This is a genomic window from Radiobacillus deserti, from assembly GCF_007301515.1.
GTDB classification, from domain to species: domain Bacteria; phylum Bacillota; class Bacilli; order Bacillales; family Amphibacillaceae; genus Radiobacillus; species Radiobacillus deserti.
Genome location: NZ_CP041666.1, coordinates 3,020,898 through 3,045,348 on the forward strand (window position 1 = coordinate 3,020,898; position 24,451 = coordinate 3,045,348).

At 33.2% G+C, this 24,451-nt stretch carries 24 protein-coding genes and 2 pseudogenes; 1 reads left to right on the top strand and 25 read right to left on the bottom strand.

Annotation, left to right across the window (positions count from 1 at the left end):
• Positions 1-41 precede the first annotated feature (41 nt).
• From FN924_RS15880 to FN924_RS15890, 3 genes are all read right to left on the bottom strand, one after another.
• Positions 42-3,938: an S-layer homology domain-containing protein gene (locus FN924_RS15880; RefSeq protein WP_143896147.1), complete on the bottom strand. Its 3,897-nt coding sequence runs from the start codon at positions 3,936-3,938 to the stop codon at positions 42-44.
• Positions 3,939-4,329: 391 nt separating this feature from the next.
• Entirely contained in the window at positions 4,330-5,028 is a 699-nt protein-coding gene (locus FN924_RS15885) for a dihydropteridine reductase (protein ID WP_143896149.1), read from the bottom strand.
• 255 nt (positions 5,029-5,283) lie between these two features.
• Complete coding sequence (locus tag FN924_RS15890; RefSeq protein ID WP_143896151.1) at positions 5,284-5,877, bottom strand: TetR/AcrR family transcriptional regulator; 594 nt, start codon at positions 5,875-5,877, stop codon at positions 5,284-5,286.
• 669 nt (positions 5,878-6,546) lie between these two features.
• On the opposite strand from FN924_RS15890, the gene FN924_RS15895 reads away from it, so the two are divergent.
• Complete coding sequence (locus tag FN924_RS15895; protein WP_228409484.1) at positions 6,547-7,356, top strand: hypothetical protein; 810 nt, start codon at positions 6,547-6,549, stop codon at positions 7,354-7,356.
• A 384-nt stretch (positions 7,357-7,740) separates the two neighbouring features.
• Here the strand turns inward: FN924_RS15895 and FN924_RS15900 are convergent, their stop codons facing one another.
• From FN924_RS15900 to FN924_RS16010, 22 genes and pseudogenes are all read right to left on the bottom strand, one after another.
• Entirely contained in the window at positions 7,741-8,064 is a 324-nt protein-coding gene (locus FN924_RS15900) for a hypothetical protein (protein WP_143896155.1), read from the bottom strand.
• 664 nt (positions 8,065-8,728) lie between these two features.
• Positions 8,729-8,974, bottom strand: coding sequence for a hypothetical protein (locus tag FN924_RS15910; protein WP_143896159.1), 246 nt, complete (start codon positions 8,972-8,974; stop codon positions 8,729-8,731).
• Between the two features lie 74 nt (positions 8,975-9,048).
• Positions 9,049-9,363, bottom strand: coding sequence for a hypothetical protein (locus FN924_RS15915; RefSeq protein ID WP_143896161.1), 315 nt, complete (start codon positions 9,361-9,363; stop codon positions 9,049-9,051).
• A 202-nt stretch (positions 9,364-9,565) separates the two neighbouring features.
• On the bottom strand, positions 9,566-9,919 hold the full coding sequence (locus tag FN924_RS15920) for a pyridoxal-phosphate dependent enzyme (RefSeq protein ID WP_143896163.1): 354 nt from the start codon (positions 9,917-9,919) through the stop codon (positions 9,566-9,568).
• Between the two features lies 1 nt (position 9,920).
• Positions 9,921-10,493, bottom strand: a complete 573-nt coding sequence (locus tag FN924_RS15925; RefSeq protein ID WP_143896165.1) for a P-loop nucleotide/nucleoside kinase family protein — start codon at positions 10,491-10,493, stop codon at positions 9,921-9,923.
• Positions 10,494-10,613: 120 nt separating this feature from the next.
• Positions 10,614-10,748: a hypothetical protein gene (locus tag FN924_RS19620; protein ID WP_267128999.1), complete on the bottom strand. Its 135-nt coding sequence runs from the start codon at positions 10,746-10,748 to the stop codon at positions 10,614-10,616.
• 492 nt (positions 10,749-11,240) lie between these two features.
• Positions 11,241-11,675 (bottom strand): hypothetical protein, encoded by a 435-nt coding sequence (locus tag FN924_RS15930; RefSeq protein WP_143896167.1) that lies wholly within the window; start codon positions 11,673-11,675, stop codon positions 11,241-11,243.
• 65 nt (positions 11,676-11,740) lie between these two features.
• Positions 11,741-12,187 (bottom strand): saccharopine dehydrogenase NADP-binding domain-containing protein, encoded by a 447-nt coding sequence (locus FN924_RS15935; protein WP_158634048.1) that lies wholly within the window; start codon positions 12,185-12,187, stop codon positions 11,741-11,743.
• A 402-nt stretch (positions 12,188-12,589) separates the two neighbouring features.
• Positions 12,590-12,826 carry a DUF3953 domain-containing protein gene (locus tag FN924_RS15940; RefSeq protein WP_143896170.1) on the bottom strand — a complete coding sequence of 79 codons (237 nt, stop codon included), beginning with the start codon at positions 12,824-12,826 and terminating at the stop codon, positions 12,590-12,592.
• A 60-nt stretch (positions 12,827-12,886) separates the two neighbouring features.
• Complete coding sequence (locus tag FN924_RS15945; RefSeq protein WP_143896172.1) at positions 12,887-13,225, bottom strand: hypothetical protein; 339 nt, start codon at positions 13,223-13,225, stop codon at positions 12,887-12,889.
• Positions 13,226-13,777: 552 nt separating this feature from the next.
• Entirely contained in the window at positions 13,778-14,044 is a 267-nt protein-coding gene (locus FN924_RS15950; protein WP_143896174.1) for a hypothetical protein, read from the bottom strand.
• Positions 14,045-14,063: 19 nt separating this feature from the next.
• Positions 14,064-14,306 (bottom strand): hypothetical protein, encoded by a 243-nt coding sequence (locus tag FN924_RS15955; RefSeq protein ID WP_143896176.1) that lies wholly within the window; start codon positions 14,304-14,306, stop codon positions 14,064-14,066.
• A 27-nt stretch (positions 14,307-14,333) separates the two neighbouring features.
• Positions 14,334-14,813: pseudogene (locus FN924_RS15960) on the bottom strand (DinB family protein).
• A 326-nt stretch (positions 14,814-15,139) separates the two neighbouring features.
• On the bottom strand, positions 15,140-15,772 hold the full coding sequence (locus FN924_RS15965) for a type 1 glutamine amidotransferase family protein (protein ID WP_143896178.1): 633 nt from the start codon (positions 15,770-15,772) through the stop codon (positions 15,140-15,142).
• A gap of 75 nt (positions 15,773-15,847) precedes the next feature.
• The gene (locus FN924_RS15970) at positions 15,848-16,810 is read right to left on the bottom strand and encodes a helix-turn-helix transcriptional regulator (RefSeq protein WP_143896180.1); all 963 of its coding nucleotides are present in this window, start codon (positions 16,808-16,810) and stop codon (positions 15,848-15,850) included.
• A 536-nt stretch (positions 16,811-17,346) separates the two neighbouring features.
• Positions 17,347-17,886: a GNAT family N-acetyltransferase gene (locus FN924_RS15975; RefSeq protein ID WP_143896182.1), complete on the bottom strand. Its 540-nt coding sequence runs from the start codon at positions 17,884-17,886 to the stop codon at positions 17,347-17,349.
• Between the two features lie 1,069 nt (positions 17,887-18,955).
• Complete coding sequence (locus FN924_RS15985) at positions 18,956-19,705, bottom strand: collagenase (RefSeq protein ID WP_143896186.1); 750 nt, start codon at positions 19,703-19,705, stop codon at positions 18,956-18,958.
• 176 nt (positions 19,706-19,881) lie between these two features.
• Positions 19,882-20,121 (bottom strand): annotated as a pseudogene (locus FN924_RS15990) (GNAT family N-acetyltransferase); the annotation flags it as partial.
• A gap of 49 nt (positions 20,122-20,170) precedes the next feature.
• Complete coding sequence (locus FN924_RS15995) at positions 20,171-21,172, bottom strand: aminoglycoside phosphotransferase family protein (RefSeq protein ID WP_143896188.1); 1,002 nt, start codon at positions 21,170-21,172, stop codon at positions 20,171-20,173.
• 355 nt (positions 21,173-21,527) lie between these two features.
• A complete protein-coding gene (locus FN924_RS16000; RefSeq protein WP_143896190.1) occupies positions 21,528-21,746 on the bottom strand; it encodes a hypothetical protein in 219 nt (72 codons plus the stop codon).
• A gap of 416 nt (positions 21,747-22,162) precedes the next feature.
• On the bottom strand, positions 22,163-22,702 hold the full coding sequence (locus FN924_RS16005; protein WP_143896192.1) for a tubby C-terminal domain-like protein: 540 nt from the start codon (positions 22,700-22,702) through the stop codon (positions 22,163-22,165).
• Between the two features lie 376 nt (positions 22,703-23,078).
• Positions 23,079-24,332, bottom strand: a complete 1,254-nt coding sequence (locus FN924_RS16010) for an MFS transporter (RefSeq protein WP_143896194.1) — start codon at positions 24,330-24,332, stop codon at positions 23,079-23,081.
• Between the last annotated feature and the right edge of the window lie 119 nt (positions 24,333-24,451).

Consider the following 24,451-nt stretch of genomic DNA (forward strand, 5'->3'; position numbering starts at 1 on the left):
TTATTTAAAAAGGGAGGATAATCTCCCCCCATTAAACATATTTACTGTGAAATTTCAATAGTTCTCGTATAAGCTTCTACCGGAATAGGTGCATCCATCAAAGAGAAGGTTATTTGGGCTTCACCAGTGATTTCTTGACCTTCCATTATGTCCTGAACTGTCATATTCAGATCAAACATTCTTTCAGCAGTAGCTGAATACGTATTTCCATTAGCTGTAACCTCAATATTTAGAGGTATTTGCTTATCTTTTAATAATAATTCACCATCCATGTGAGCTTTTGAGAAGGTTACATGTTGGTTTGCACCGTTGATTAATCCAAAGCTAAAGTAAGATGACAATGGATAAGTAGGATTAATTTGTACTGGTCCTTCTGGTAATTCTGGACCATCATGATTTAATTTCAAATGATCATCCAATGTTATCGTTGAAGATTGATTTATTTCTTTGTTTAGGTCCATGTAGTCTAAAACCCAGTAATCTTGATTATCCTGTAAAGTAACATTGAAACTTAAGTAATCATAAATACCACTTGTAATATGAACAGTATTTTTACCTTCTAGCTTATCTGCAGAACCTGAATTGAAGCTATCCATATCTGGATGAGCAACAAAATGATTTATTGTATAGTTCACAGGATTACTTGATTCCATAGCCAGCTCTAAATCGACCATTTCTTCATTAGCAATAGAAAAACCATTTGTAGTATCTGATAGCAATGCATTCTCTTTAAAGAGGGCAAAGTAATCCGTTTCATTGGTACCAACAAATTGAAGGTCGTAGTTTCCTTTTGGAATGAGTTCATTCTCTGATGCATAAAGTATGATTCCATCTACTATTGGATCTCCAGATTCACTAAGTGGTGCTACCTGTAAAGAAAAATTTTCTTCAGAAAAGTCACCTGTGTAATCCCCAATTACAAGATTAGGGTTCATATAGTCATTAGGATCTAATACTATCTCCTTAACTGCTCCACTTATTGCCTCTTCTTTAGAAAATGGCTCCACTATTACATACCCATTCGTACTAATTACTGCATAAAATGTTTCGCCTAATGTCTCATCAATGTTCGATATATCTACCTTAATTCCTTCATTCGTGAGATTCGCACTAGAGGTAACACCTGAATCAAAATAATCCCTTGGATATACCTGCACATAAACCTCGGAGTCTACAAACAAATCAGATTTTATATCAAAGGTTATAGCTCCTTCGATTATTGGAACTTCTGGATTTGAATTTTGGACCGAATCGATTGCATCGGCTAATTCCGCCTTCTTAGCATCTATCTCATTTTGACTTAAGCCGTACGTAGATTCTAGGTCAATCGCTGCTTCTAATGTTGTTTCTAGTTGAGATATTATCTCCTCTGAGTAGTTAGCTGGATCAATCTCATTCATTAGTCTTTTAGCTCGATTAATTTCTTCATGTAATGCTGAACGATTAACAGTCACTTGTCCCGTTAAGAAATTATCAATCTGTTCATAAATGGTATTAGCTGTCCCATCAATTAGATTCTGAGAATCTGTTGAAAGCTCTGTAGTTGTATTTAGAACGTTTTTGGATTCATCTAATACATTTTTTAAATGATCAATGGAATCTTGAGAATAGTTCCCTTCACTCGTGCCAACAACCGCTTGGTCCAAAAGGTATTGTGCCTTTAATATACCTCGATTTAAACGCATCGTATCTAATGCTTCTTCTGCTTCCAATATATTTCCATCTGCATCTTTAACAGTCACGTCTAGATTAATTCTTTTCTTAATAGAGGTTATAGATCCGCCCTCTTGTAGAGTTATCGTAACATTATCCGTTATCATTAATTCATCTATTTCACTTTTAATTTGAACGTTTGCGTTGGAAACTACAACTTGTGAAACGGGTGCAGAAATGATGGTAGTATCTTCCGAATCGATCCAAACAGTCCCCTCAATTTTAGCATCTGCGCTTTCCGCTCGGATTTGCACATCTTCTCCACTTCTAATTTGAATATCGCCTTTAAAAATAGTATTACCTATGAGTTCGATAGAGTGCGCTCCTCCACCTTGGATTAAATGATTGGATTCAATGCTATCTTTTACGTTATCTAAGGTTAGATTTTCTACCGTTTCGCGAACTACCAATTGAGTTAAAGTGCTGTTTTTAACAGTTATATTATCCCCGGAAATCTCTAAGGATTTAAAACTTGATTGGTTGAAATCATATTCTTCCTGATTCGCAGTTTCAGGTATTTTTACCGCTTTTGTAATCGTATAGTTCTTGGAAAAAGTAAACGTTTTTCCTAAGATTACCGTATTAACAGATTCTTGGTATAAAGCTGTGACGAAATCATCTTCTGAGTAAACAGTCGCCGTCGCCCCACCATCTGAAAGAACAGGTCCTGGTGTAGATGGATTATCCGATCCGCTACCACCTGTACTAGGAGAAACTACGACTGGGTTATTCTCTTCACCCACTTCATCCACGTTATTGATATGGTCCTTTATGGAGTCATAGTTGCTTATAATATCTTTCAAATCTACTCCCTTTGGAAGGACTAAGCTTTCTATAAAGATATCATTGGACAACCTGAACGTAGTATTCTTTTCTTTAATAAAAAGCTTACCTATCTTGCTTATTCCATCGATATTAAGTGTCTGGCTTCCATCGATAGTGAGTTCATCAACGTTTAAGCCTAATTCGAATTGGTCAACATTTTTTCCTACTTGAACATTCCTGACTAACGAACTACTATCACCTTTTAGTATCGAGTTTGCTTCTACAGAGATGTTTGCAACATTTGTATTATTTAGCAAGATAACCTTTCCGTCTAAGCGTTGCATGATTACATTATGAAGAGAAGAGTTAGAAAAGGTTGCTTCGAAACTAGACTCTGATTGTATCGATCTAGTGCCATTAGGAGATTTAAATAATGTATCCCCTAATACTTGAACATTTTCAAAATTTATTAATCCTTTTGTTTGATCATCCAAAATTAAGTTATGTTGCACTTGAAGATTTTTAACCGTTGTATGATCTCCATTTACTTTAATAGAACCATTCAAGGTTGCATTATGCCCCTCCAGTACTAAAGGAGTAGACGCCGTACCTTTGCTGTTCAGTTCTATATAATTAATTCCTGTAACCACTTCATTGGTAATCTCTAAGTCTACAAATGCGTCATTTAATATCGCTCTATTTTCGTAAGATAAAATATTTTTAACACTTTCATCAACTGAGTATGTATGACCTGAAACTACTATTTCGTCATTTTTAATGGAGCTAATGTTTCCCATTGAGGGAGACTTCGACAATAGTTTATCTACAAAGATAGCAAACTGGATTCTTTTCAGATTCCCATCCCCATCAAAGTATCGTGTTCCATCATCCTGTTGCTTCCCTACTGTTATTTGGTGTTGAGCTAATATTTTTACATTCTCCTGATGTGAAGGACTAATCTTATCTAGATCGTTTAGAGAAACTTTTTCATAGTTATCATATAAACGAAAAGCCTTTACCAAAACCGTTGCTGCTTGTTCTCTAGTGATTGGATTCTTCGGATTAAAAAAGCCATCGCTACCTTTAAAAATCCCCGCTTCGGTTACAGCTGCTATCTCTTTTGCATATGTATGTTCTTCTGTTATGTCTTTGTAAGTTGATATAGCTGATAGATTGGTTGGTGTTGGAAGGTTTAGTGCATTTGCTAAAATAACTGCAACATGCTCTCTCGTAATGTTTTCATAGGGTTTAAATGTACCATCTTCATACCCTTTCATTACGTTTAAACTTTCTAAATTTTTCACATGTTCAAAGCCTTGATCGTCCTTATTCAAATCCTTATAGGATAATGAGTCTGCACTTATTTGTACAGAAGTTGCTAGTGGAGCCACCGCTACTGGGATAGCAGCCGTTGTAGCTAATATTTTTTGAATTTGTTTATTCCTGGTGATTTTATTCATCAAATCCTCCTTTAATGGTTAATGTTGGTATTATAGCACAGCACTAGTGCAAATGTTACATATTATGACAATTTTTTTACTATCTTAGGCTTGGAAAGGGTATATAGTAATGGGTAATTCTTCATGTTACCACTCCTTTCTGGATGATAATAACGTTTGTATTCATACTTCCTAGAACTTTTAGTACACGTTTCCATACTAGGGCATATAAATATTCATGATTCTCTCAACAAAAGAAGAAAAGATTACATTTGGAATTTCAGTAAAGAAGTTCTATTGCTTGAAAGCCACGTATGAAAAAGACGATTACACAAAGTGTAATCGTCTTTCAATAATTGAATTCAATATTGTTTTACTGTCCATGAACTGCTCTTTTTATAATTTGTTTTTCTCACAAAAACTCCGCTAACTGATGCTCATGCTTATCGAGTCTAATCTGATCTGGCTTAATACCATGTTCACGAAGTACCTCAATGTTTTGCTTAAGGAAATCATCACTACCAACCACATAGAAGATACCATCCTTGTCTGCCGCAAGATTTTTCACTTCTTCATAATAATCGTTACGATTATCTACAAACTGTGAGGTGAACTTCATTTCTGGTGATGATTCAAAGACATTCGTAAATAAAAATTCTTTAGATGAATCGACGTTCAAAGAGTGAATGCGATTCACATTGTCGGCACGTTTGAAATAATCAAGTACAAGCGGTCTGAAGGTTGCCAGCCCGACACCTGATGATAACAAGTACACATTTTTGTCTTCTCTACTTAGTGGGACATTCGAATGTGTTTTAAAGATTGCTACTTCTTTGCCGACTTCAAGATTTCTCAGAATCGACTTGAACTCTGAGCACTGTTCTCTGATGCGTGTGGTAATACCGATTGTCTTCTCATGGGGTAAGGTGGAGATGGACATGTGGCGAATCAAGCTGCGGTTTGGTTTATCTCCGGCATTGAAGCCTTCTAGTGCGAAGTGGGTGTGGGATCCTTCTTCCCACGTAAAGCCTTCCGGACAGTCGAGATGGTAGGTCTTAACTTCAGATGTTTCGTCTACAATTTTGTTTATTTTAGTCCAGTATATTTGCATGAGATATATTCCTCCGGTTTCTAGGATTCATTCTTTGTTATCTATTATACAATAAATGATAATGGTTCTCAATTAATTTATTTTAATACCATACACCTTTGAAATACTGTTCATTTAGTCAAGTATCTTTAAAACCATCGAAAGAGGCACCTCTATTAAATATAGGTGCCTTACGAATTCGTATTTTAAACTTAATTTTACCGGTATAGGTTTCTCTTTTATCTAGTTATTTAATGTGATAAAACACTCAAATTTCTATGGTTCTCTAGTGTACATCGGCAGCAACACTTCATCTACTAGTTGTATAATATATTCCTTTGTTAGGTTTTTTCCACTCAACAAATTTTCTATGCGTAATATATTAAATGGCATAATCATCTGCATCCGTGAAAATTCATGTTTAATTTCTCCTCGACGCAAAGCAAAGCTATGTACCTTTTTCATCACGTTAATATTGCTTTCCTGTGCTTGGTTTAACCATAATAATGATTCCTTGTTACCTTGACGCAACTCAAAAAGCATCGCATCAAGAACACCTAAGCCTACCTTTGTAAAAAGTTGTTGAAAAAGTTCCATAACAGCAATTAAGTCTTTACGTAAACTTCCGTTGTCCTGCAATAAGTCAATCATTGGTCCATCATAAGCTTGCTTGGATTTATATTTTACTAGTGCATGTAATATTTCAAATGGTGTTTCATAACGGCGGTAGATTACAGTCCGACTTGTTTCCGCTTGTTTAGCGACATTTTGAAACGTCAAACTCCAATATCCTTCTGTTTTAATGATTTCATCCGCAGCTTCCAGAATCGCAACCTCTAATTCTTCTCCACGTTTTCGTTCGTTCGCCATGGAAAAAGCCTCCCAAAAGAATTCTAAAGCAATAATACCACAACTATAGAATCATCTTGTTACTTAATTAATTTTAGTGTATAATCTGTTTCTCATAAGGTTCATTTTGTACCTTATTTACAAAATGAATTCGAAATAGAATGGAAAACCTTAATGCAATGGTTCCAGGAAACTTAAAAATACCGCCTTATTGTAACTTATACTGGGTGTGATTGTGTAAATTCAGGATACAAAGATGACCATTATTCTTGGATCTATCTCAGAATCTATTATTCTAACTATACATTTACGAGTAAAATAGATTGGTTGGGCACTGTATGGCCGTCAACGTTAGATACAATGCACTTGAAACTAATTGACAATTAGAACTTACTATCCATAAACCAATGGAAGGAGAGAAAGGCTTTGAGAATTAAGAAAATATATTTGCGATTGTTTCAATGTTTGTTTGTATTATTATTTATTTTTCTAATGCTAGCAAAAACGTTAACCATATTTGCAGTCATATATTCCATTACCGCAGTTCTTGTAATAGGACATACGTGGCTGTCCAAAAAAAAGTTAAGAACAAGGGTAATTTTTTCATTCATTTATTTACTAATCATGATTCTGCAACAGGTCATTAATACGTCATTCGTTTTTTCAGGGAATGAGGTTTGGGGCCAATTTATGTTAAAAAAATTGGTTGCCATTATCATTATTTTAGTGCCTTTTTTGGTGTTATATCTAAATTATTTGTACACACTTCAATATCAATTTTCTTTAAAGGATCTATCATCCATAAGTTTTGAAATGATCAAAATGATTCATGGAAAAGGAGTCGCATTAAAAAATAACGTTAGAAAAGGTACTAGTTCATTGTCTAAAGAAAATTTGAATGAGATTGTAAAGGATATTCCTAGACATAGTTATACAAATTATTTAAACAAAGAAACCTTAACTAATCAGTATTTTGAGGAATGTGAAAAAAGTCTGGAGGACAAGCATCTGTACATTATTATTTCAAGTACTGGAAGTCCTGCAAGTGAACTGATTTCGTTGTTTACTCATAAAACATATAATCACGTATCACTAAGCTTTGATAGAGAGCTAAAAACAATTATAAGCTACAACGGTGGAGAAAATGTAGCTCCCCCAGGACTAAATCGCGAACAGCTGGTCTTTTTTAACAAAAAAGATGATGCGTCCATAATGGTTTATAAAATACCCGCACCTAGGGAAAAAAAGCAGGCAATTATCGATAAAATCAGAGAGATTAACAATGTAGGCAGTGCTTACAATCTTGTTGGACTTGTAACAAAATTTTCGATTAGACCTAATATTATGTTTTGTTCTCAATTTGTCTATGAAATTTTAAAGTTTGCAGGGCTCGAATATTTTCACAGTACATCAACAAAAGTAAAGCCCACAGATTTTGTAGAAAATGATTATTATAGAAAACTCCAGTTCTGTTATGAAATTAAGTTTAATGAATTATAGAAAGTGATGAATCCAATTCATGCACATGTGTTTTATAACAAAAGACGGTAAAACCTTTGTGGATGAAAGGTTTTACCGTTGTTTAATGATGGTAGGTTACCGACGTATATGTATTTTTAATTCGAGCCAATTATGAATTCATCTGTATTAGGTGGTACTATTAGAAGATCGAGTAGAGACTGTTGACCGTTTCCAAAAGCCGTACACTTAGTACACCTTCTCGCAAACTTTTTTATAATTGTTACCTAACGTTCGGTTCGTCTCGTTTTCTGTCTCATATAAAAGTCATCCCATGTATTAAATAAGCTTTTAACCGTATTAACCGTATTTTGTGATGTAAAAGGATTAAGAAGAATGTTTGTTGCATTTCATCTATATCGATATCTAAGTTCGCAATCCTTTTTCTTCATACCAACGAACTATTTTCCACCCTTCCGCTTCTTTACGCCACACTTCAAGGACTAAAGCTCTTACCATAACCATTTGTTCTTTATTTTGGTGAATTACTTCGTAGGATGCGGTGGCTTGGGTCGCAGATTGTGGAACAATTTTAAGTCCAGTGAAAACAAATTGAATATTTTTCCCTTTGTAGTATTTTGAAGCTAATCTATTACCTTCTTTTATCGTTTCTGTATTATATTGTTCCAGCTTTTCAACCCAAGGCATATAAAGCCAGCCTTGAAAATCATCAGAATATAAGTTATTCATTTCCTCAAATCTTCCCTCTGATAATCTTCCAGGCAATTCCACATTTTATATACTTCAGCCGCTACATCCTGTTCAATCGTCACTTTTTATCCTCTTCCGTTTAACCAAGCTTTAAATAGTAGGTGTTTAAAATATGACATTTGTAATATATAGAACGCCATATATCAAAGCACCACAGATTACTATGAATAGTCCCACCATTACAAATCCATATACAAAACCTTTACCCATAGAGAATAAATCTAAGAACACATTTTTAAAAGTACGAAATACCTTATTCATATCCTTCCCCCACCGACAAGTCATCGTTACCATTATTTTTACCATAAAACACACAATCAACTTGTCTCATTATTCTGCTCGTTCGTTTAGGTTTTGGAAGTGAATTGTTTTTTTCCAACTCCGCGTGGTATTGCAATTTTTGCAAGTTGGCATTTGAATCACCCCTTCTTCTTTCCCAGTCAGTTCCAAATTTCTAAAATCGTATTTTTATCGCAATAACTTTATGTAGATTTCTGGATTAGACAAGTCCCCTTTATTAAACGAACCTGCCACTTTTGCGCAATTAGGGGTGAATTTCTTGTTCCGAATAAGCCCTCGTTAGCACAACAAAGATTTACGCTCTTTATATAAAACTAACTACCATACCAACGAGTGAAACAATTTACACTAATAAGATAACGGCTACTATTATAGGAGCTATCCTTTTCAGGAAACCTTTTTCTTTATTTCTAAATCCTAAATAACTACAAATTAGACTAAGTAAACCTGTAATAATGGCAGTAAAAAATAATATTTGTATGAAAACAACCATCATTCCTTCCGGTTGTTTTGGAGCAATTGCATACGATGCAAAAATCGTTATTGCACAAATCATAGCTAATATTGCAGACCATTTACTGTATTTCAAAAAATTCCCCTTTCTTATAGGTACTTAATTCTTGAAGATAAGCCTCCGTTAATTCAATAAGCTGATCCCTTCCATTATCCTTCAGAAATTATTTCAATTTTGTTTGGGAAGGCTCCTTTTTCTTCATCAGCAACAGAAACATCATCGTGCCTATCGGATAACCATAATCGTATTTCCGTTCCTTCTTTTAGTTTTCTATCAATACTTAACTTGCTTATATTTATTAGCTTCAGGTAACTATCGTAGCCATCTTCTTTAACCTTGATTGTTAGTTTATCTTCGCTTTTTACATCAGTAATTATTGCTTCTACTGGTATAAATTCTCCTTCTTTACACCCTGATAAAATTAAGAAGGTGGAAATCAGAATAAACAATATAAGTTTTTTCATAAGTACCTCCTTATTGAATTCTTCTGTACCGTTAGTACTATCTGCGTTGGTATAAATGTTAATTTTACTATATAATCCCAATTATTCTTGGAAACCCCAAATAAAAAGACCGTCTCCCTGACGATCCTCTTGTTTCACACTAGCTCCCGATAGTTTAAGTACACCACTTCACATAATTAATACCATATAAGTTCATTTCTCATTATATTAATTCCTTGTACCCATTAGATGATAAAATTAAAAGGATAGTGTCATCACCTTTAACTTCCTTCTTCTTAATTATCGATTTTAAAGCACCTAGTACTAACGAAGAAGACCGCTCACCATATATCCCATGCTTGCCTAAGTGTTGCTGTTCCTGAATTGCACTGTTAGTCGAAACAACCACAACTTTTCCATTTGAATTTTGAATAGCTTGTATCGATTGGTAGGTAACTGTTGTCCCACCAATTGAAGGGGTGTATGTTGAATCTCCTTCAAAATTATCTGTATAAGCTCTCCCTTCTATTGCGGCTTGCAACCTTGGAAATGGCTCGACTGCTATCAATTTAGGCATATTATCTATCCAAAGTTTCAATTCTTCGTTTTTCACCTTCTATATAGTCATAAACATTCAATATCTCTTTTTCATAGTCACTTTCGATTTCAAAATACCTTACACTTGCTTGGAAACACTTTGTTTTAAATTCTTTATGTTCCTTGATTAGTTCTTGTACCGTTCTTTCTTCCGGCCAATTACGGAGTTCAATAGCATGCCTATGTTTCAATATTTTTGTTTCGAAGTTTTCTTGAATATAATTCGTCGAAAAACCTAAGAATACTGGAATGATCTTTTCTGAATAATTGATGTCAAAGTCCTTCATATAGTGTGGCAATATATAGCACCCTTCAATAACTATATGTTGCTCATTCTCGATATTTGTCATAATAATCCCTTTTAATATTGGCCAGAGCTTATCTCCAATTAATTCGGTACTGTCTAGTGGTGTAAATCCACAATTCTTATCTCCTCTGTACAAGCCCATTTTTAACTGGTCTATTGAAAGATAAGGAATATAATATTTTTCTAGTAACTTTTGAGCCATCAAGGTTTTACCAGTACCACTTACAGCACTTATTAGGACAACCATATATTACTCCCTTCTGATTTAATTGTTTACTACGCTATACTGCTCTTATAGTTGAATAAGTTCAACAAAAATAGCGTCAATCCCTTCTAAGATCAACGCACCCTTTACTTCAAGAAAGCACTATTTTTTATCTCTTATTTCTTCCAAAATTTTTATTACTCGATTATTTTGTTTTTCAATTGATTTTAGTCTTCTCTCAATAATACTCGATGAAAAGAAAACAATAAGCAAGATTGCGATTCCGACAATATCCAAGATTAATCCCCCAATGATTTATTCTATTTAATAACTATTAAATCCGCGGCTATACCCCTGTTTCAGATAAGCACCCGTTTTTTTTATATGAAATTATATCTGTAATTACCCAAAGTAACCTACTGAAGCTCCGATTACAAGGGATTGCCAAAAAGCTATATCATTCCTAATTAACTGCCCCCCTAAAAAATACGATAGAGAAGTAAGAACAATAGATAAAATAAAACTAAAAAAGTAATTCATTATATTTCTCCTTTTTTCAGTAATCACCATATAAATCCAACTTATTCTTCAAGATTACTGCCCTTTACGCAATAATAGCTACCGAATTCGACAGCCCCTTGTTCAGCTTTACCCCCGTTAGTGCGGAGGACCATTATTATTTTTCTATTTCCTCTATTAGAACATCTGAGCAATTTAGTACAGACAATAGCTCTTCTAAATCTGTTAGTTCAAAAGGACAAACTATACCTTTCACTTTTTTATGAGATGCTATTTTGCTAATGAAGCCGTCACCATCGCTGTTGTATGATAATCAGAGAAAGTAGATAACGATACTATCTTTACCCTTTCTTTGTTATCAACAATTCCTTTTACCTCAACAGTAAGAAAAGCATTTTCATTTTTATTAGGATTATGTTTTATAACCTTAGAAAGAAATTTATTATTTACCTTATGTATAATTCCAATGAAACCTATTCTTCTTAGTAAAGAAATTTGCTTATTAAAAGCATTAACATTCCAAGAAGTCCAATAATTTATTGCTGCAGTGGTTAACTTGTCTTTTAACAATACCTTCTCTGAATGGTCTATAAGTCTTACTTCTTTTTCTTTAGTATGATTTAGGAAATGCATTTTTCTATTTTTAGTAAATCCAGGTAGAACTTTATTTTGAAAAATAACTGGTTGAGAAATGATTTTTAACATATCTAAAATTCCGGATACTCCTGCTTTAGCATTCGTATTTTGTAATAGTGCTACGTTTATCTCTTTTATTTCTTGAAGTTTGAAATAGCATTTTTTATCATTAAGCCTGATAATCCCGGGAAAAATCCAGACATTATTACAGAACCTATATTATTTTTTTCTGCACTTTGATTTAGTTCAATTACTTTCTCTAAAAAGTCATAAAACGGAGTAACATCTATAGATAATATCTCATTTTCTATACATACTTTTTGAATGTGAGGCAATTTCTGTTTTAACCCAACCACTACAATATCCACATTCTTAATTGCTTCCTTTACACTTTCTTTATCACTTACATCTAAATATTGAAATTGAACCTCTTTGTTAAAAGAGGTTGCTAATTTTTTTCCTCTTCCAGCTTTATAATCTGTAACTATTAGCTTTATTTGATTCTCAAATATCCTAAGAAGTTCAATGCAAACTAATTTACCAAGGACTCCAGATGCCCCAACCACCATAATTTTTTTCATCAAACCTTCTCCCCATTGACACATTTCCTGAATTTTAACATACCCTTTATGCTTCTAATTTTAATTTTTATTAATCTTTTTTTTACAAAGCAACAAAAAAGCGTATCTTTACTTGTTGTAGATACGCAACTGTTTATTAAACAAGATGATAAAGCAATCCAATTATGATAATTTACTCTTATGCAAAAGACCACCTGAAATTGACAATGGAAAACCCTACTACCTCTCCCATTTTTGACTCTTTGCACAACTTTTTACCATCTCACTACTCCACCTTAAATTTCAATTCTCCAACTATACTGCTTTTTCAACATAATGGGACTGCCGGCCATCGCCAGCTCCTTCTTCAATATTCGCTCCCGATAGCACAATAATATTGTTTCTCTTTTACTAAGGAAACCTTTAGTATGATAAGAAAATTTGTATAGAAGTAAACCAAGTAAATGCAAAAATAGCACTACTTAAATATCCCCAAATTCCCTTTTTATCTTTCTTTAACTCCTTTATGCCTATAACAAACATCAGTGCTCCTAGGGATAACAACATAAAGTGTAGTAATTCTTTGTCGTTAGTTATTAAACCATAACCTGATATTGCAATAACTATTACTGCTAATATAATCCTTAGTATGTTTAGCAAAATATTTCCCCCAACTCCTTCTTCAATATTCGCACCATTTAGTTGAACAAGAAATAGAACTTAAACCGTTAATCTACTTTGCTTAGGATTATTCGGAACAATCGTAAATTTGGCGATGAAAAGAACTGCAAGGAAAATAAAACAACTAGCACTGGTATTATTGCTTGTAATCATGCTTGACTGCATAAATTGCATTAAAACTACTAGGTTTAAAACAAATGAAATTAAAAACCCTGCCATTGCAATACATGTCAGATAATTTCCAAGTAATGACCTTTTGTAATCTACTGTTTTGTCTGAATTTTGGACAGCAAGAGTATGTTTTATTTGTCTAACTAAAGCAAAAACAAAACCGAAAATTAGCAATACAACTACTAGATAACCAATTACCTCATTCATAGTTTATCCTCCTTGTTATACATAACACATTTTAATACTAACATTTATTCAATAATCCTGGTCCGTTACTTTAAGTATAACTATTCACATATTAATTTTAACATAAAATTCCAATACATCTTCTTGCTACAAAGAAAAAGGAACGCAGATTGACGTTCCTTTTGTTTAACTCTAGCTCCCGGTAGTTTAAGTACAAAGCTTCACATTCGCCGTAGTTATTAATATTATTTACTTTTACCTATAGGAATGATAAACCGTATAATCCCATTTAAAAAGCCTATAACTGAAACAAACAACACTGCGTAAGCAAGAAGGTCATTAGCCTTTTCCATAAAAATAATTTGAATTATAAAAATCACAACAGAAATCAAAGCAGTAACTAAGTAGAAAGATCTTTTCACAGTATCCCCCTCTTTTTTCTAGACTTGCTTGTTGTGCTAAATTGCTCTTTTACTTAACAAACTTCAACCCCCTGTTTCACTAAAGTAATCTTTACTTGAATAAAGGTACTCTATTCTTTTTTGATGTAGAATGCGTTTCTAACTGTGTGAGTTAAAAAAAGAAAAAGAAAAGTAATAGATTTGCTACTGTTAAAATGGAGGCAACAATCGTTGAAATATGCGATGCTAATTTGGATATATAACTCCAAACCCCCATTATTATAGATGCTATCCCTAATATAAAAATTAGATAAATCATAACCCATAATAAAGTTTGATTATCAAAACCAAATCCAATAAAGAAAAGCCCGATAAATGTTAATGTTACAAGCATACTTAATATTAAGAAAGCGTGGCTTTTCCATATTTTCTTTGTCATTTTACAACCTCCTTATTAATTACGTATGTGGTGGGTTACCCATTTGGGCCAGCATTGAGAGAAAGATCACAGCTCCCGCATTGAATAGTGCGATAAAAATGGTAATGGAAAAATGCTTAATATTAAAGACCAGTAGTTTAACCAAGAGAATTTTTTCAATTCCATCACCCTCACTCTCTGAACATCTTTCACTAACCTGCTTCTTAACTTGAATAAGCAAAGGTACTAGTCCATCATTGATCAGCACCTTTCCTTTTTCCATATTCGCACCTTATAATTTTACAAATAATCAGTCCCATATTTGTGGTCGATTAATACCCATCGTTCTCATATAGTCTAATAAGTGACCCGTATGAACCGATTCGTGGTAAGCGATACGAAGTAACATGTCCCCAAGTTTCCTAACATACCCCACATCAGAACGATCTATTTCAACACTCTCTAAATCGCTTACACTTAGTTGTTTGATGTAATGTAAGTAAGAAATCGTCACGATAAGGTTGTGCAAAGACAAGTTCACTTTCGACTGTTGTGAATTCTTTTCCATCAAATGGATTAGAAAAATTAGTTAGAGCCTTACTTCCTCCTTCAATAAGCACTTGATGGTAAACAAACTCACCTTCTAAAACGTGTCTAATCATCTGAGCACAAGTAAGCGCATCTTCATCAGGTTTCCAATTTAACAATTGTTCAGGTATCGATCTCCACACTTTGTACTCCTTCTTCGTACTTCTACAAAGTTTAATATTATCAAATTATTCACGTGCATTTTTTCTCCTTCCAAACACCTACATTTTTTAAATTGCACTAATCTATCGTTAGTGCACTAAATTCAACAAAAAGAGCGCATCTCCTTCTTGAAGAAGTGCTACCTATAGTACATTTGTTCACAAACTCCATATTCTCCCTGTCAAATAAAATTAAATTTTTAATAGGGGGAAGGTCAGGAAGATGCTGATTTACCACGATAGGAATTCCAAAATTTAAAGCCCAACTTCTCCTGTAAAACAAAATAGAGAAATTGAGCTTTTCAGTTACTTGTTACTTCATTATTTTTATTTGAACGAATATAAAACTGCTAAGTTGAATTTTAGATCAGCTATTTATTGAATTCATTAACTGGAAGAAATGTTCAGGTTTATGAGTCTTATTTAGGTTATACCATGAATGTAATGTATCTGGTCCAAATACATCTAATTTTTTCAGCACTTCCGTCGCAAATTCCAGAGGAGCTATTCCTGATGCAGTAACTAAGTTCGCATCTGATACCGCAGATCCCACCTCATAGAACTTTTCTCCGTTATAGTTAGGACATACCATTTTAGTGTATTCTAAATTATTAGTTGTATGCTTTCTAGTATCTAAGTATCCCATATTCGCAAGGGCCTCAGTTGCACCACAAATTGCAGCAACAATAGTGCCAAGCTTTAATGCTTGGCCAATTCTTTTCAAGATAGGTTGATGAATTTCTTCACTCCAAGTAGTCCCTCCTGGTAAAATTAAAAGATCCTCACTCTCAAGAGTACATTCATCAAGGGAAATATCCGGTTTTACGCTCAGTCCTCCCATAGTAGTAATCATTTCTTTATTAGCTCCTACTGTTAGTACTTTTAAAGGTGCTAAATCTTTTTTGAAGTATCTTCCTGAGTTTAGTTCAGCAATTAAATATCCATATTCCCAGTCCGACATTGTATTAAATACATATAGAAAAATTTTTTTGGCTTGCATCCATTAACACTCCAATCACATTTAATTTAGCCAAATATAACATAACTTCCCTGACACCTAGCGTCAGGGAAGTTATCAAATTTGATGATATTTTATTAATTCCGACAAAACTTCTATCAGTCTTTTCTTAAGACTTATTGGCTCAATAACTTTAATAGATTTATTGTACGGTAAAAGTAAATAAGGTACATATGTATGTATCATATCTTTTTCAAGAAGAAAAACTGCTTGATTTGAAGTCCGTTCTTGTAAATAATGTCCTAAAAACCAATGTTGGCAAATATCAGCCATTACACTTTTATCCCCACTAATAACCAAAGAAATGATCTCTTCCTTATCTTCTATAGTTGGAAGAAGATTCCTAATAAAAAAGTTACGTGCTGAAAAATTTTCTGGCCGGTTAAACTTATTTTCGGTTAGCACTAAACTTTCCATTCGATCTACTCTAAAACTACGGATATCATTCCTAAGATGACAAAATCCAATCACATACCACTTATTATTCCAATAGATAATTCTGTAAGGATCGATCAACCTATAATTTAATTGCTTTTCACCACTTTTTTGGTAAAGAACTTTTACTGAGTACCCGGCAGCTACGGCCTGCTCCAACTCCTTCAAAAAAGATTCCATAGAGAAAGAATTTAATCGACTTATTACTTCAAGACTAGTTAAATGTTGGTTTATCTTTTTTTCCTGCTCTTGATTTGAGTATTTACTTAGTTTTGAAGTTGCCCTATTTAGTGCTTCACCTCCATAATATCCGGCTTCTTCTGCAAAAACAGCAGCGTGAAATAGTGACGTTTGCTCTTCAAAATCAAAAAAAAGAGGAGCCTCAATAAAATTGTTCAATAAAGTGTATCCACCGTTATATCCTGGTTCTGAAATAATAGGTACGCCACTTGTGGAAATTGTATCCATATAACGATACACAGTCCTCATATTAATCTCTAACTTTTCAGAAATTTGTTTCGCAGTAATTTTTTCACCTGAACGAAGCATCCAAAGAATTGCTAATATATTGTCAATTTTCGGCATATAATTCCACCTCTATATGAAATTTATGGTCTATTATACATTTCCAATTTTCGGTACTATGATCTTCATATATTAACTTATTCAACACAATTCAAATAAACCTTCTTATTAAATTAAACTGCTCCTTTACTTCAATAAGAATCACAAAGTACCTTTTTAAACATTTGCACGCGTTATTTTAAGTGAAGACATTATTACCAAAAGAAATAGACAGTTATGAAGTTTTTGCTTCCTTACTGTCTGCTTAATCTCTCTATTCCAGATCCAACTTAATAAACTCTTTTATTTAATACTTCGGTTTCGGCATCAACATGTTCAGTAATTTTCACTGTATAAGTCCCTAAACGTCCAATCAAGTTTTGCTGTAATTTTTGTTGCCCTACTTCTTTCCTAATCTAATTAGGGTATCTAAAAACTATTTAAACATTTATAAATGAATGTACTTATGGATTAAAATTCAGGTGTCATAAACCATTGCTTGTCAAAGAAACGCACCCTTTAGTTAAAGACTTGAGTTCAAAATTAAGTATCTTCATTTATTTCAGCTCTCCATTTTTCAAATCTGAAACTAGCATTCCATATACGATGCTATCTGTCCACTCACCCTTATTCCAGAAATCCTGTATGAAGTGAGCTTCCTTTCTCATCCCTATTCGCTCACACAACTTTTGTGATGCCATATTTCGTGCATCAAGAGTGGCTTGAATCCTATGTATCCCAAATTCTTCTAATAATTTTCTAACTAAATATTTAACTGCTTCTGTTGCATATCCCTTACCTAAAGTTTCGGCAGAAAAACTGTACCCAATTTCTACAGTATCCTTCATCCCTGTAAACCATACAGATAAATCACCAATAACGTTCGTATGACGCACCACTGCCAAACTTAAGCCAGTTTCCTTAGTTAAGGTACGGTTGTTTAATTTTTTTTCAAATGATTCCTTCATACTTTCACTTGTCCATTTATCATGAAGTAGATACCTACATGTCTCATCGTTATTGTATATGTGAAACACATCTTGTAAGTCATTACTCTTAAAAGTCCTGATTAACAATCTTTGAGTGGTAAATTTCAAGATAACTTCTCCTTTTTGTAATTTGTATTTTAACCCCTTCTCTCCTTTACTAGTAGATACTTTCAGCAACTTACTAATACCTTTAACACTAGTTTAATGGCTTAATGAAAAGAAATTGAAACTTCAAATGAATGTGTTAGTTAATTTCCTATCATTACCTCAAATCTAGTATAAGAAAGGATCAAACTCTCCCACAAATGCACCCGTTACTTGAAGATTCACCACAATGGTTCTTCTTTAATTTGATAAAGAAGGGAAGTATTGGAACGAAAATCAGACTTAGATACCCTAATGTAACTATCCGTTGTGTCACTGATGATATATATTGTTTATGTTGGCAACTTGGACAATTTACTCCGTTTTTTGAAAATCCGAGTGACCATATTTCTTTCGCTTTCCACTTATAATAATTACAATTTGTACATCTTGCCATAGTATCATCTCCTCTCATTTTTATTTAAACTAACCCGCCCGTTAACACAATAAGGTTTTTAAATACTTACTCAAGAATAAAGACTCCCGACACTATTGTCATCCAAAGTTCTTCTGGAAACTTATTTTCAAATACATCGATTTTATACTTCTTAAAATTCACTATTTTTCCTATAAATGGTGATACTAAGGTCCCCTGAAAAACAACTTTCTGATCAGAATCCGTTAATGCAACAAAATATTTATCTTGTAAAAAACCATATAAGAAATGCAGCAACTGAAACTAATAGCCATATAGTAACTTGCTTATCTTTTAAAAATTTAACTAATAAATACCCAAGACCAATAAGTAGTGCTACTATTCCCATCGGAACTAAGACATTTAATAACATGACATTCCCTCTCAATCTTTATAAGAGTAGTGTTAACAATTCAATCTAAACAGAATAGAGTAGCGTTTTAATGGTAACTTTTGTACGACATAACTGCTCCAATAGTTAAAGAATGGATCGAACTTTTCCACAAACGTTACTTTTTCTTCTAAACTAAAAGATATTATAAACTTATTCTATTCAACTCTTCTTCCTCGTTCCTTCAACCAGAAAAGGCGAATCCCCTTGTTGAACATTAGCACCCGCTAGTTGAATAACCTATCCACTTCAAAATACTTTGTTAGTGGAACTGTTCTACCTTTTTCATCCCATTTTTGATATTCCCTAAAAACTTGCTTTACATCATTATTAGCTTTAATTTCTACTAAATATTTTACTGTTAAGAAACTTCGCCAATAGTCAAACATAATACTTGTTAGACTGCCTAGATAGGACTTACTTCCAAATTCATCTAATGAATGATTTCCATACTCTCCTTTAAACATATCTACTAATTCGGTCTCGACATCTGTAATTCCATTAAAATCAAATTCATCTAGTGTGTATTTTCTGGATAGATAGTCACACATACCTTCCTCAAACCAAATACTATCTTCTCTTGCATCGTCAAAGTCATCTAAGAACAAATCCAAATGATGTGTCAATTCGTGTGCAACGATTGTAAACAACTGTTCTTCAGATAATGTTGAATAAAATCTTTCAATATGATTATTCTTCCTTCCATCTAACTGTTTTAAGAACAAATTTCTCCAGGATAATAAGTCAGGAGAAATATATATAATATCCTTGTTGGTGTAGGCTGGAAGAGGAATATCAGAGAATACAGTGGTAGCTAATTCCTCACTTGTCCAAACAATTGCTTGTGGTGGTTCAATAAGTTCAAATTCTTTTTCTAAAAACTTTTGATATTTTTCTATTCTTATATTAAATCTTTCAATAATCCCTTGGTACTTTACATAATCTTTTTTACTTTCAAATGCGTATATATTCCTCATCGCATCTCTCTCTTATTTCAAATTAATCAATCCCGCTTCGTTACTTTAAGTACAACTATTCACACATTAATTTTAACATAAAATTCCAAGTCGCTTTCACAAAAAAAGGAACGCCGATTGACGTTCCTCTTGTTTAACTCTTGCTCCCATTAGTTTAAGTGTAATCACTCACAATTTTATTTTATTATGGAATAAAAACAAGTGTCAGTCAGCCTGCTACCGTCTGCGGATAAATCATCATTTCTTAAAGTGCCTTCAAATATAAACCCAAGTTTTTCTGGGATAGCACGACTTTTAAGATTTGTCGATTCACGCCTTATTTCAATTCTTCTAAATTTGATATTATTTAACCCAAAGTTTGCTAATTTCTCTACCGCTTCTGTCATATATCCATTACCGCTAAATTTTGTATGTAAAATAGCGCTAATCCTTTTTAAGATCAACGCCCTGATAGTTTAAGAACAATTATTCTTGATTATTAAGCCAATCAACTAATTTTGTAATTTTCTCTGCGTATTTCCTCATTTCCTTTATGGTTCCTATTACTTGTGTCGTACCTAACTTTCGTTCTTCTTCTGAACCTTCCATCCACAAGGAACGCTTTAAATTACATTCTAGCCAACCTAATTTGCCTAAGAAGCCATTTTCTAGTACGGTAGGCCAATCCACCTGAGTTTCACCATATCTCTTTCTATATCCATTTATAAAAGCAAAAAATCTTTTTCTATCTGTATTTCCCGTCTCATCTTCCGACCAGTATAGGGCTGTTTCCATTAAATCGCTCATTGGATTTACATAACCAGCGGACTCCCAATCGATTAAAACAGGATTATCTTTATTCCATAAGACATTTTTAGGGTCTAAATCCCTATGACTTATTACTAAATTTGCTGAAAGCAATCTATTTGCTTGGTTTGCTAATGAAGTCCACTCATAAAGTTTATCAACAATTTCAAACAGCAATACTACCCATTCAGCATTAATTTTTTGTCCCTTTTTAACGTAATACTGCCAGTCTATGAATTGTTCATTATTTTCTAAATCTTCTTTTATGTGAAGCTCCGAAAAATCTGTCTTATGAATTTCAGCTAATAAAGAACCTATCTTTTCACTATGACTACAATTATTTAAAGCTGGTTTAAGATTTTTCCCCTCAACCCAATCGAAAACCATAAAGAAATGGTTGTCTATTTTTTGAATAAAGTCACCATTAATTATACTTGCTGGGGCAGCTGGTACTTTCTTTGATACCAAATAAGAAATTTTCTCTGAATTAATATAATTGTTCATTGCATCTGGTCTTTTCATAATTTGAGGATTTAATTTTTTGATGGCATACTTTCCATTATCCGTTTTGACCGCATACATCTTATGCAAAAGACCACCTGATATTGGTACTGGAACTCCAATTGTTTCTCCGAGTTCTGACTTGGCACATAATTTTTTAAGCAAACGAAAATCGTCCATGTTACTACCTCACCTTAATAATACCTTATTTAAATATCCTGCCCTATAGTCAAATAAATTCAACAAAAATAGCGTTAATCCCTTCTAAGATCAACGCATCCGTTAGTTTAATAAGTCTTAATTGTAAAATTAGTATGTTATTATGTTTCATATATTATTCATTATGTTCGTGTTTCCTAAAGGTCTTAGTTCCATTGTTTATTAAAACTGCTTCTCTCGGCACTTGTGTTAACTAAAGAATGAGATTGAGTTGGTAAAAAAAATTGATATTATGACAAAGGGACCCACTTTAACTAGTATGTATCTTGACTTGGATATCCCATCTCTGTTATCGCATAACCATAAAAGCAAGCTTTCATGACTTGGTTTTTCTCCATTTATGAAACAAAATTCCCACTAATACTCCTATTACCAACGGCACCAGTGCAATTTCTGCTTCAAATAGCCCTGTTCCTTCTTTCGATAAGTCTTTGTATTGAATGTCTAATAACTCTATATGAAATAAATGACCAATCCCATAGAGCACAATTGTTGTCAATAATGCCACAATCAACGTATAAAATTCATTCTTCATATTCTCACCTCCTCTAACTTCCTTGTTTTTCCAAGTATATGTTACACTTTTTAAAATGTACACAGATGCCCTATAAATGTTTATTGAGATTTAATAAAATCAGGAATAAACACTAAATGGAATAGCTCGTGTATTACTAAAAGTAAAAATTCTCCTTTTATTGACAAAGCTTCTTTAGATAGTTGGTCTTGCTGAACTCTTCTGCTCTTTAGTTGAATAAGTTCAACATAAATAGCGTCAATCCTGCTAAGATTAACGCCACCAATAGTTGAATAATGGAAGATTACAACTTTTCATATCAAGATCTAATTAAAACATAATTATTTTACATACCAACTTAAAGCATTGGTGTACAAAATTTTATCGGCTGCCTCTCATCGTATGACTTGAAGTGTATTCTTTCGCTGACGATTAACCTAACGCCAATCATAAAAAAATGTATGAAATACCCCCACTATTAGAAAAATATCATCTAAATAGTCTCCATTAACTAATTGTATTTCTATTTCTGAAGGCAAAGTCATATTCATTTGCTTCCATTTTGCAATAATCTGGTTCTCAATAGAAAATTCAGTCCAACCAAATCTTTCTTTTCTTGTAACTGTGTACGTTACCTCTCTGTAATTGAATTCTACTATTGGGCTGAAATGAAACTTACGAACATCTTTTAAAATAATGGAATGTTCTATACTATTAACATCAAAATATGTAACATTGAATTGCCTTTTTCCAAAAAAGGAGGAACTTTCATTCGATTTGAACTTTATATTGTTGTTTACATCTACTATCTCATACGCCGTGAACCAATTTTTCAAAATTGACGTATCGAGTAACTGTGTGATCCAGTTTTTATAAACTCTTCTTATTATCCCAATCCTCCTACTGCCCTGAAAAAGGTCAATCGGTTTCGTTGAATCTTTAAACTGAAACCCAGGAGAATATTTAAAATAATACATATCTTGCCCTCCATTGATAATAGTTACTTATCTATACAATATGGAAGTTTCTCTCCATCATTGAACAGTCAATTAAAATTTTCCTGATTCTTAACTTGAACAAGGTAAAAGGCGAATCCCCCTTGTTGAATATTAACACCCGTAAGTTTGATAGTGAACCTAAAATAAAGGGTGCAATAATCAGTATTATTGAAGTAAGATAAGTGTGTAATGTAGGTATTTCTCGGCAGTTGCTTTCTATTGTAATTTGTTTCTATAAATGTCTTCTATAATTGCCTACCTAAACTACCAAGTAATACAAAATAAATACTGTGCGTGATAGTTCTAATAACGTCCTCACTTCTTATCTCTCACCTACCTTTTCTATAAAAGCATCCTATACAATTTTATTACTTAGTGTGTCTTTTTCATTGTGGTCTTCTCGATAATAAAATGCTTTGTTTGGCTTCAATACTGAAAAGGAAAAGATTATAGATAAGGAAAGCATCACAAGTGCCAACGTGATAATTGTAAGCCGTAATGAAACTAAATCTGCTGCAAAACCTGTTACAAGAATAAATATCACTTGAGCAGCACTTTGTATCAACTGATAAATACTTGTAACTCTCCCCATAATTTCTACTGGAACATTGTTTTGGTAAAAAGTCATTATTCCTGAGTTTAAGAACACATTAAAGAAACCTAAGATTACAAACCCAACCACGACTGATAGAAATGACCATGAAAATGCATAGATTACATAACCTATTGTCATCATGACAAGACCGATGACAATCATATATCTGAGCGAGAAAAATTTTGAAAAGATTGCAAGCAACATAGCACCTATAACAGAACCAATCCCAGTTATACTTATCAATAGACTATACTCCATCTCAGAAAGCCCAATGACTTGTTGCGTAAATACAACCTCTTGTGCATCCATTGCAAAGGTAAATAGCATAACTATAATAAATCCAAGATAGGTAACTGCTATGTATTTATTTAGGGACATAAACTTCTGAACTACTGAAAAATCCTGAACCACTTGGGAAAAAGTTAGTGTTGGAATTGTTTCTTTATTAATATGTTCTTTATCTGGTAGAAAAAATAATAAAATTGCTGAACACAGAAAGAACAATGCATTTAACCACAATGTTGCTTCAACAGAGGTCAATAAAATAAGAGAGCCACCGATTGCTGGTCCTATAATAAATGCCCCCGAACTTGTAAAGGAGCGAATAGAGTTAAATTGCTTTCTTTTTTCTTTAGGAACAAGTATAGCAACGTATGTCATTGATGATGGATGGAAGAATGCTTTTGCTACACTTAAGATAACCAAAATCCCATATATAACTGTTATATTCGGTGCCAGTGGGATTAAGCCGATAAAAGCAGCTCTTATTATGTAAGTTACAATCATTACTTTCCTCTTACTACGGTAATCAATAAAACTACCAGTCCAGAACTTAGTAATAATGTTCGTTAGTGGTCCAACTATCCACAGTCCTGCAACAGCAGTTGCCGATGCGGTTATTTGATATACAATAATATTAATCGCAACTAAATAGATAAAGTCTCCGATACTAGATATTCCCATAGAAGATAGTAACAGCGTGGGGTCTTTCCAATCCTTTAAGTTTCTTATCATATAGGACTCCTTATTATGTGTAACGATGCATACTAAGTTAACACAAATACTTTGTGTTTCAATACTAATATAATGTTTAGTAAAATTTCATTGAAATACTGTTGTTATTAGACAATCTA

Bases quoted from the DNA above. Each gene is read 5' to 3' on its own strand.
- FN924_RS15920 (WP_143896163.1), bottom strand. From the start codon at position 9,919: ATGCCTAAATTGATAGCAGTCGAGCCATTTCCAAGGTTGCAAGCCGCA.
- FN924_RS15950 (WP_143896174.1), bottom strand. From the start codon at position 14,044: ATGACAAAGAAAATATGGAAAAGCCACGCTTTCTTAATATTAAGTATG.
- FN924_RS16000 (WP_143896190.1), bottom strand. From the start codon at position 21,746: ATGAAGAATGAATTTTATACGTTGATTGTGGCATTATTGACAACAATT.
- FN924_RS15970 (WP_143896180.1), bottom strand. From the start codon at position 16,810: ATGCCGAAAATTGACAATATATTAGCAATTCTTTGGATGCTTCGTTCA.
- FN924_RS15995 (WP_143896188.1), bottom strand. From the start codon at position 21,172: ATGGACGATTTTCGTTTGCTTAAAAAATTATGTGCCAAGTCAGAACTC.
- FN924_RS15945 (WP_143896172.1), bottom strand. From the start codon at position 13,225: ATGAATGAGGTAATTGGTTATCTAGTAGTTGTATTGCTAATTTTCGGT.
- FN924_RS15885 (WP_143896149.1), bottom strand. From the start codon at position 5,028: ATGCAAATATACTGGACTAAAATAAACAAAATTGTAGACGAAACATCT.
- FN924_RS15890 (WP_143896151.1), bottom strand. From the start codon at position 5,877: ATGGCGAACGAACGAAAACGTGGAGAAGAATTAGAGGTTGCGATTCTG.
- FN924_RS15985 (WP_143896186.1), bottom strand. From the start codon at position 19,705: ATGAGGAATATATACGCATTTGAAAGTAAAAAAGATTATGTAAAGTAC.
- FN924_RS15880 (WP_143896147.1), bottom strand. From the start codon at position 3,938: ATGAATAAAATCACCAGGAATAAACAAATTCAAAAAATATTAGCTACA.
- FN924_RS15915 (WP_143896161.1), bottom strand. From the start codon at position 9,363: ATGAAAAAACTTATATTGTTTATTCTGATTTCCACCTTCTTAATTTTA.
- FN924_RS15955 (WP_143896176.1), bottom strand. From the start codon at position 14,306: ATGGAAAAAGGAAAGGTGCTGATCAATGATGGACTAGTACCTTTGCTT.
- FN924_RS15935 (WP_158634048.1), bottom strand. From the start codon at position 12,187: ATGAAAAAAATTATGGTGGTTGGGGCATCTGGAGTCCTTGGTAAATTA.
- FN924_RS15900 (WP_143896155.1), bottom strand. From the start codon at position 8,064: ATGAATAACTTATATTCTGATGATTTTCAAGGCTGGCTTTATATGCCT.
- FN924_RS16010 (WP_143896194.1), bottom strand. From the start codon at position 24,332: ATGATAAGAAACTTAAAGGATTGGAAAGACCCCACGCTGTTACTATCT.
- FN924_RS15965 (WP_143896178.1), bottom strand. From the start codon at position 15,772: ATGCAAGCCAAAAAAATTTTTCTATATGTATTTAATACAATGTCGGAC.
- FN924_RS15925 (WP_143896165.1), bottom strand. From the start codon at position 10,493: ATGGTTGTCCTAATAAGTGCTGTAAGTGGTACTGGTAAAACCTTGATG.
- FN924_RS16005 (WP_143896192.1), bottom strand. From the start codon at position 22,702: ATGTATTATTTTAAATATTCTCCTGGGTTTCAGTTTAAAGATTCAACG.
- FN924_RS15930 (WP_143896167.1), bottom strand. From the start codon at position 11,675: ATGTTAAAAATCATTTCTCAACCAGTTATTTTTCAAAATAAAGTTCTA.
- FN924_RS15895 (WP_228409484.1), top strand. From the start codon at position 6,547: ATGTTAAAAAAATTGGTTGCCATTATCATTATTTTAGTGCCTTTTTTG.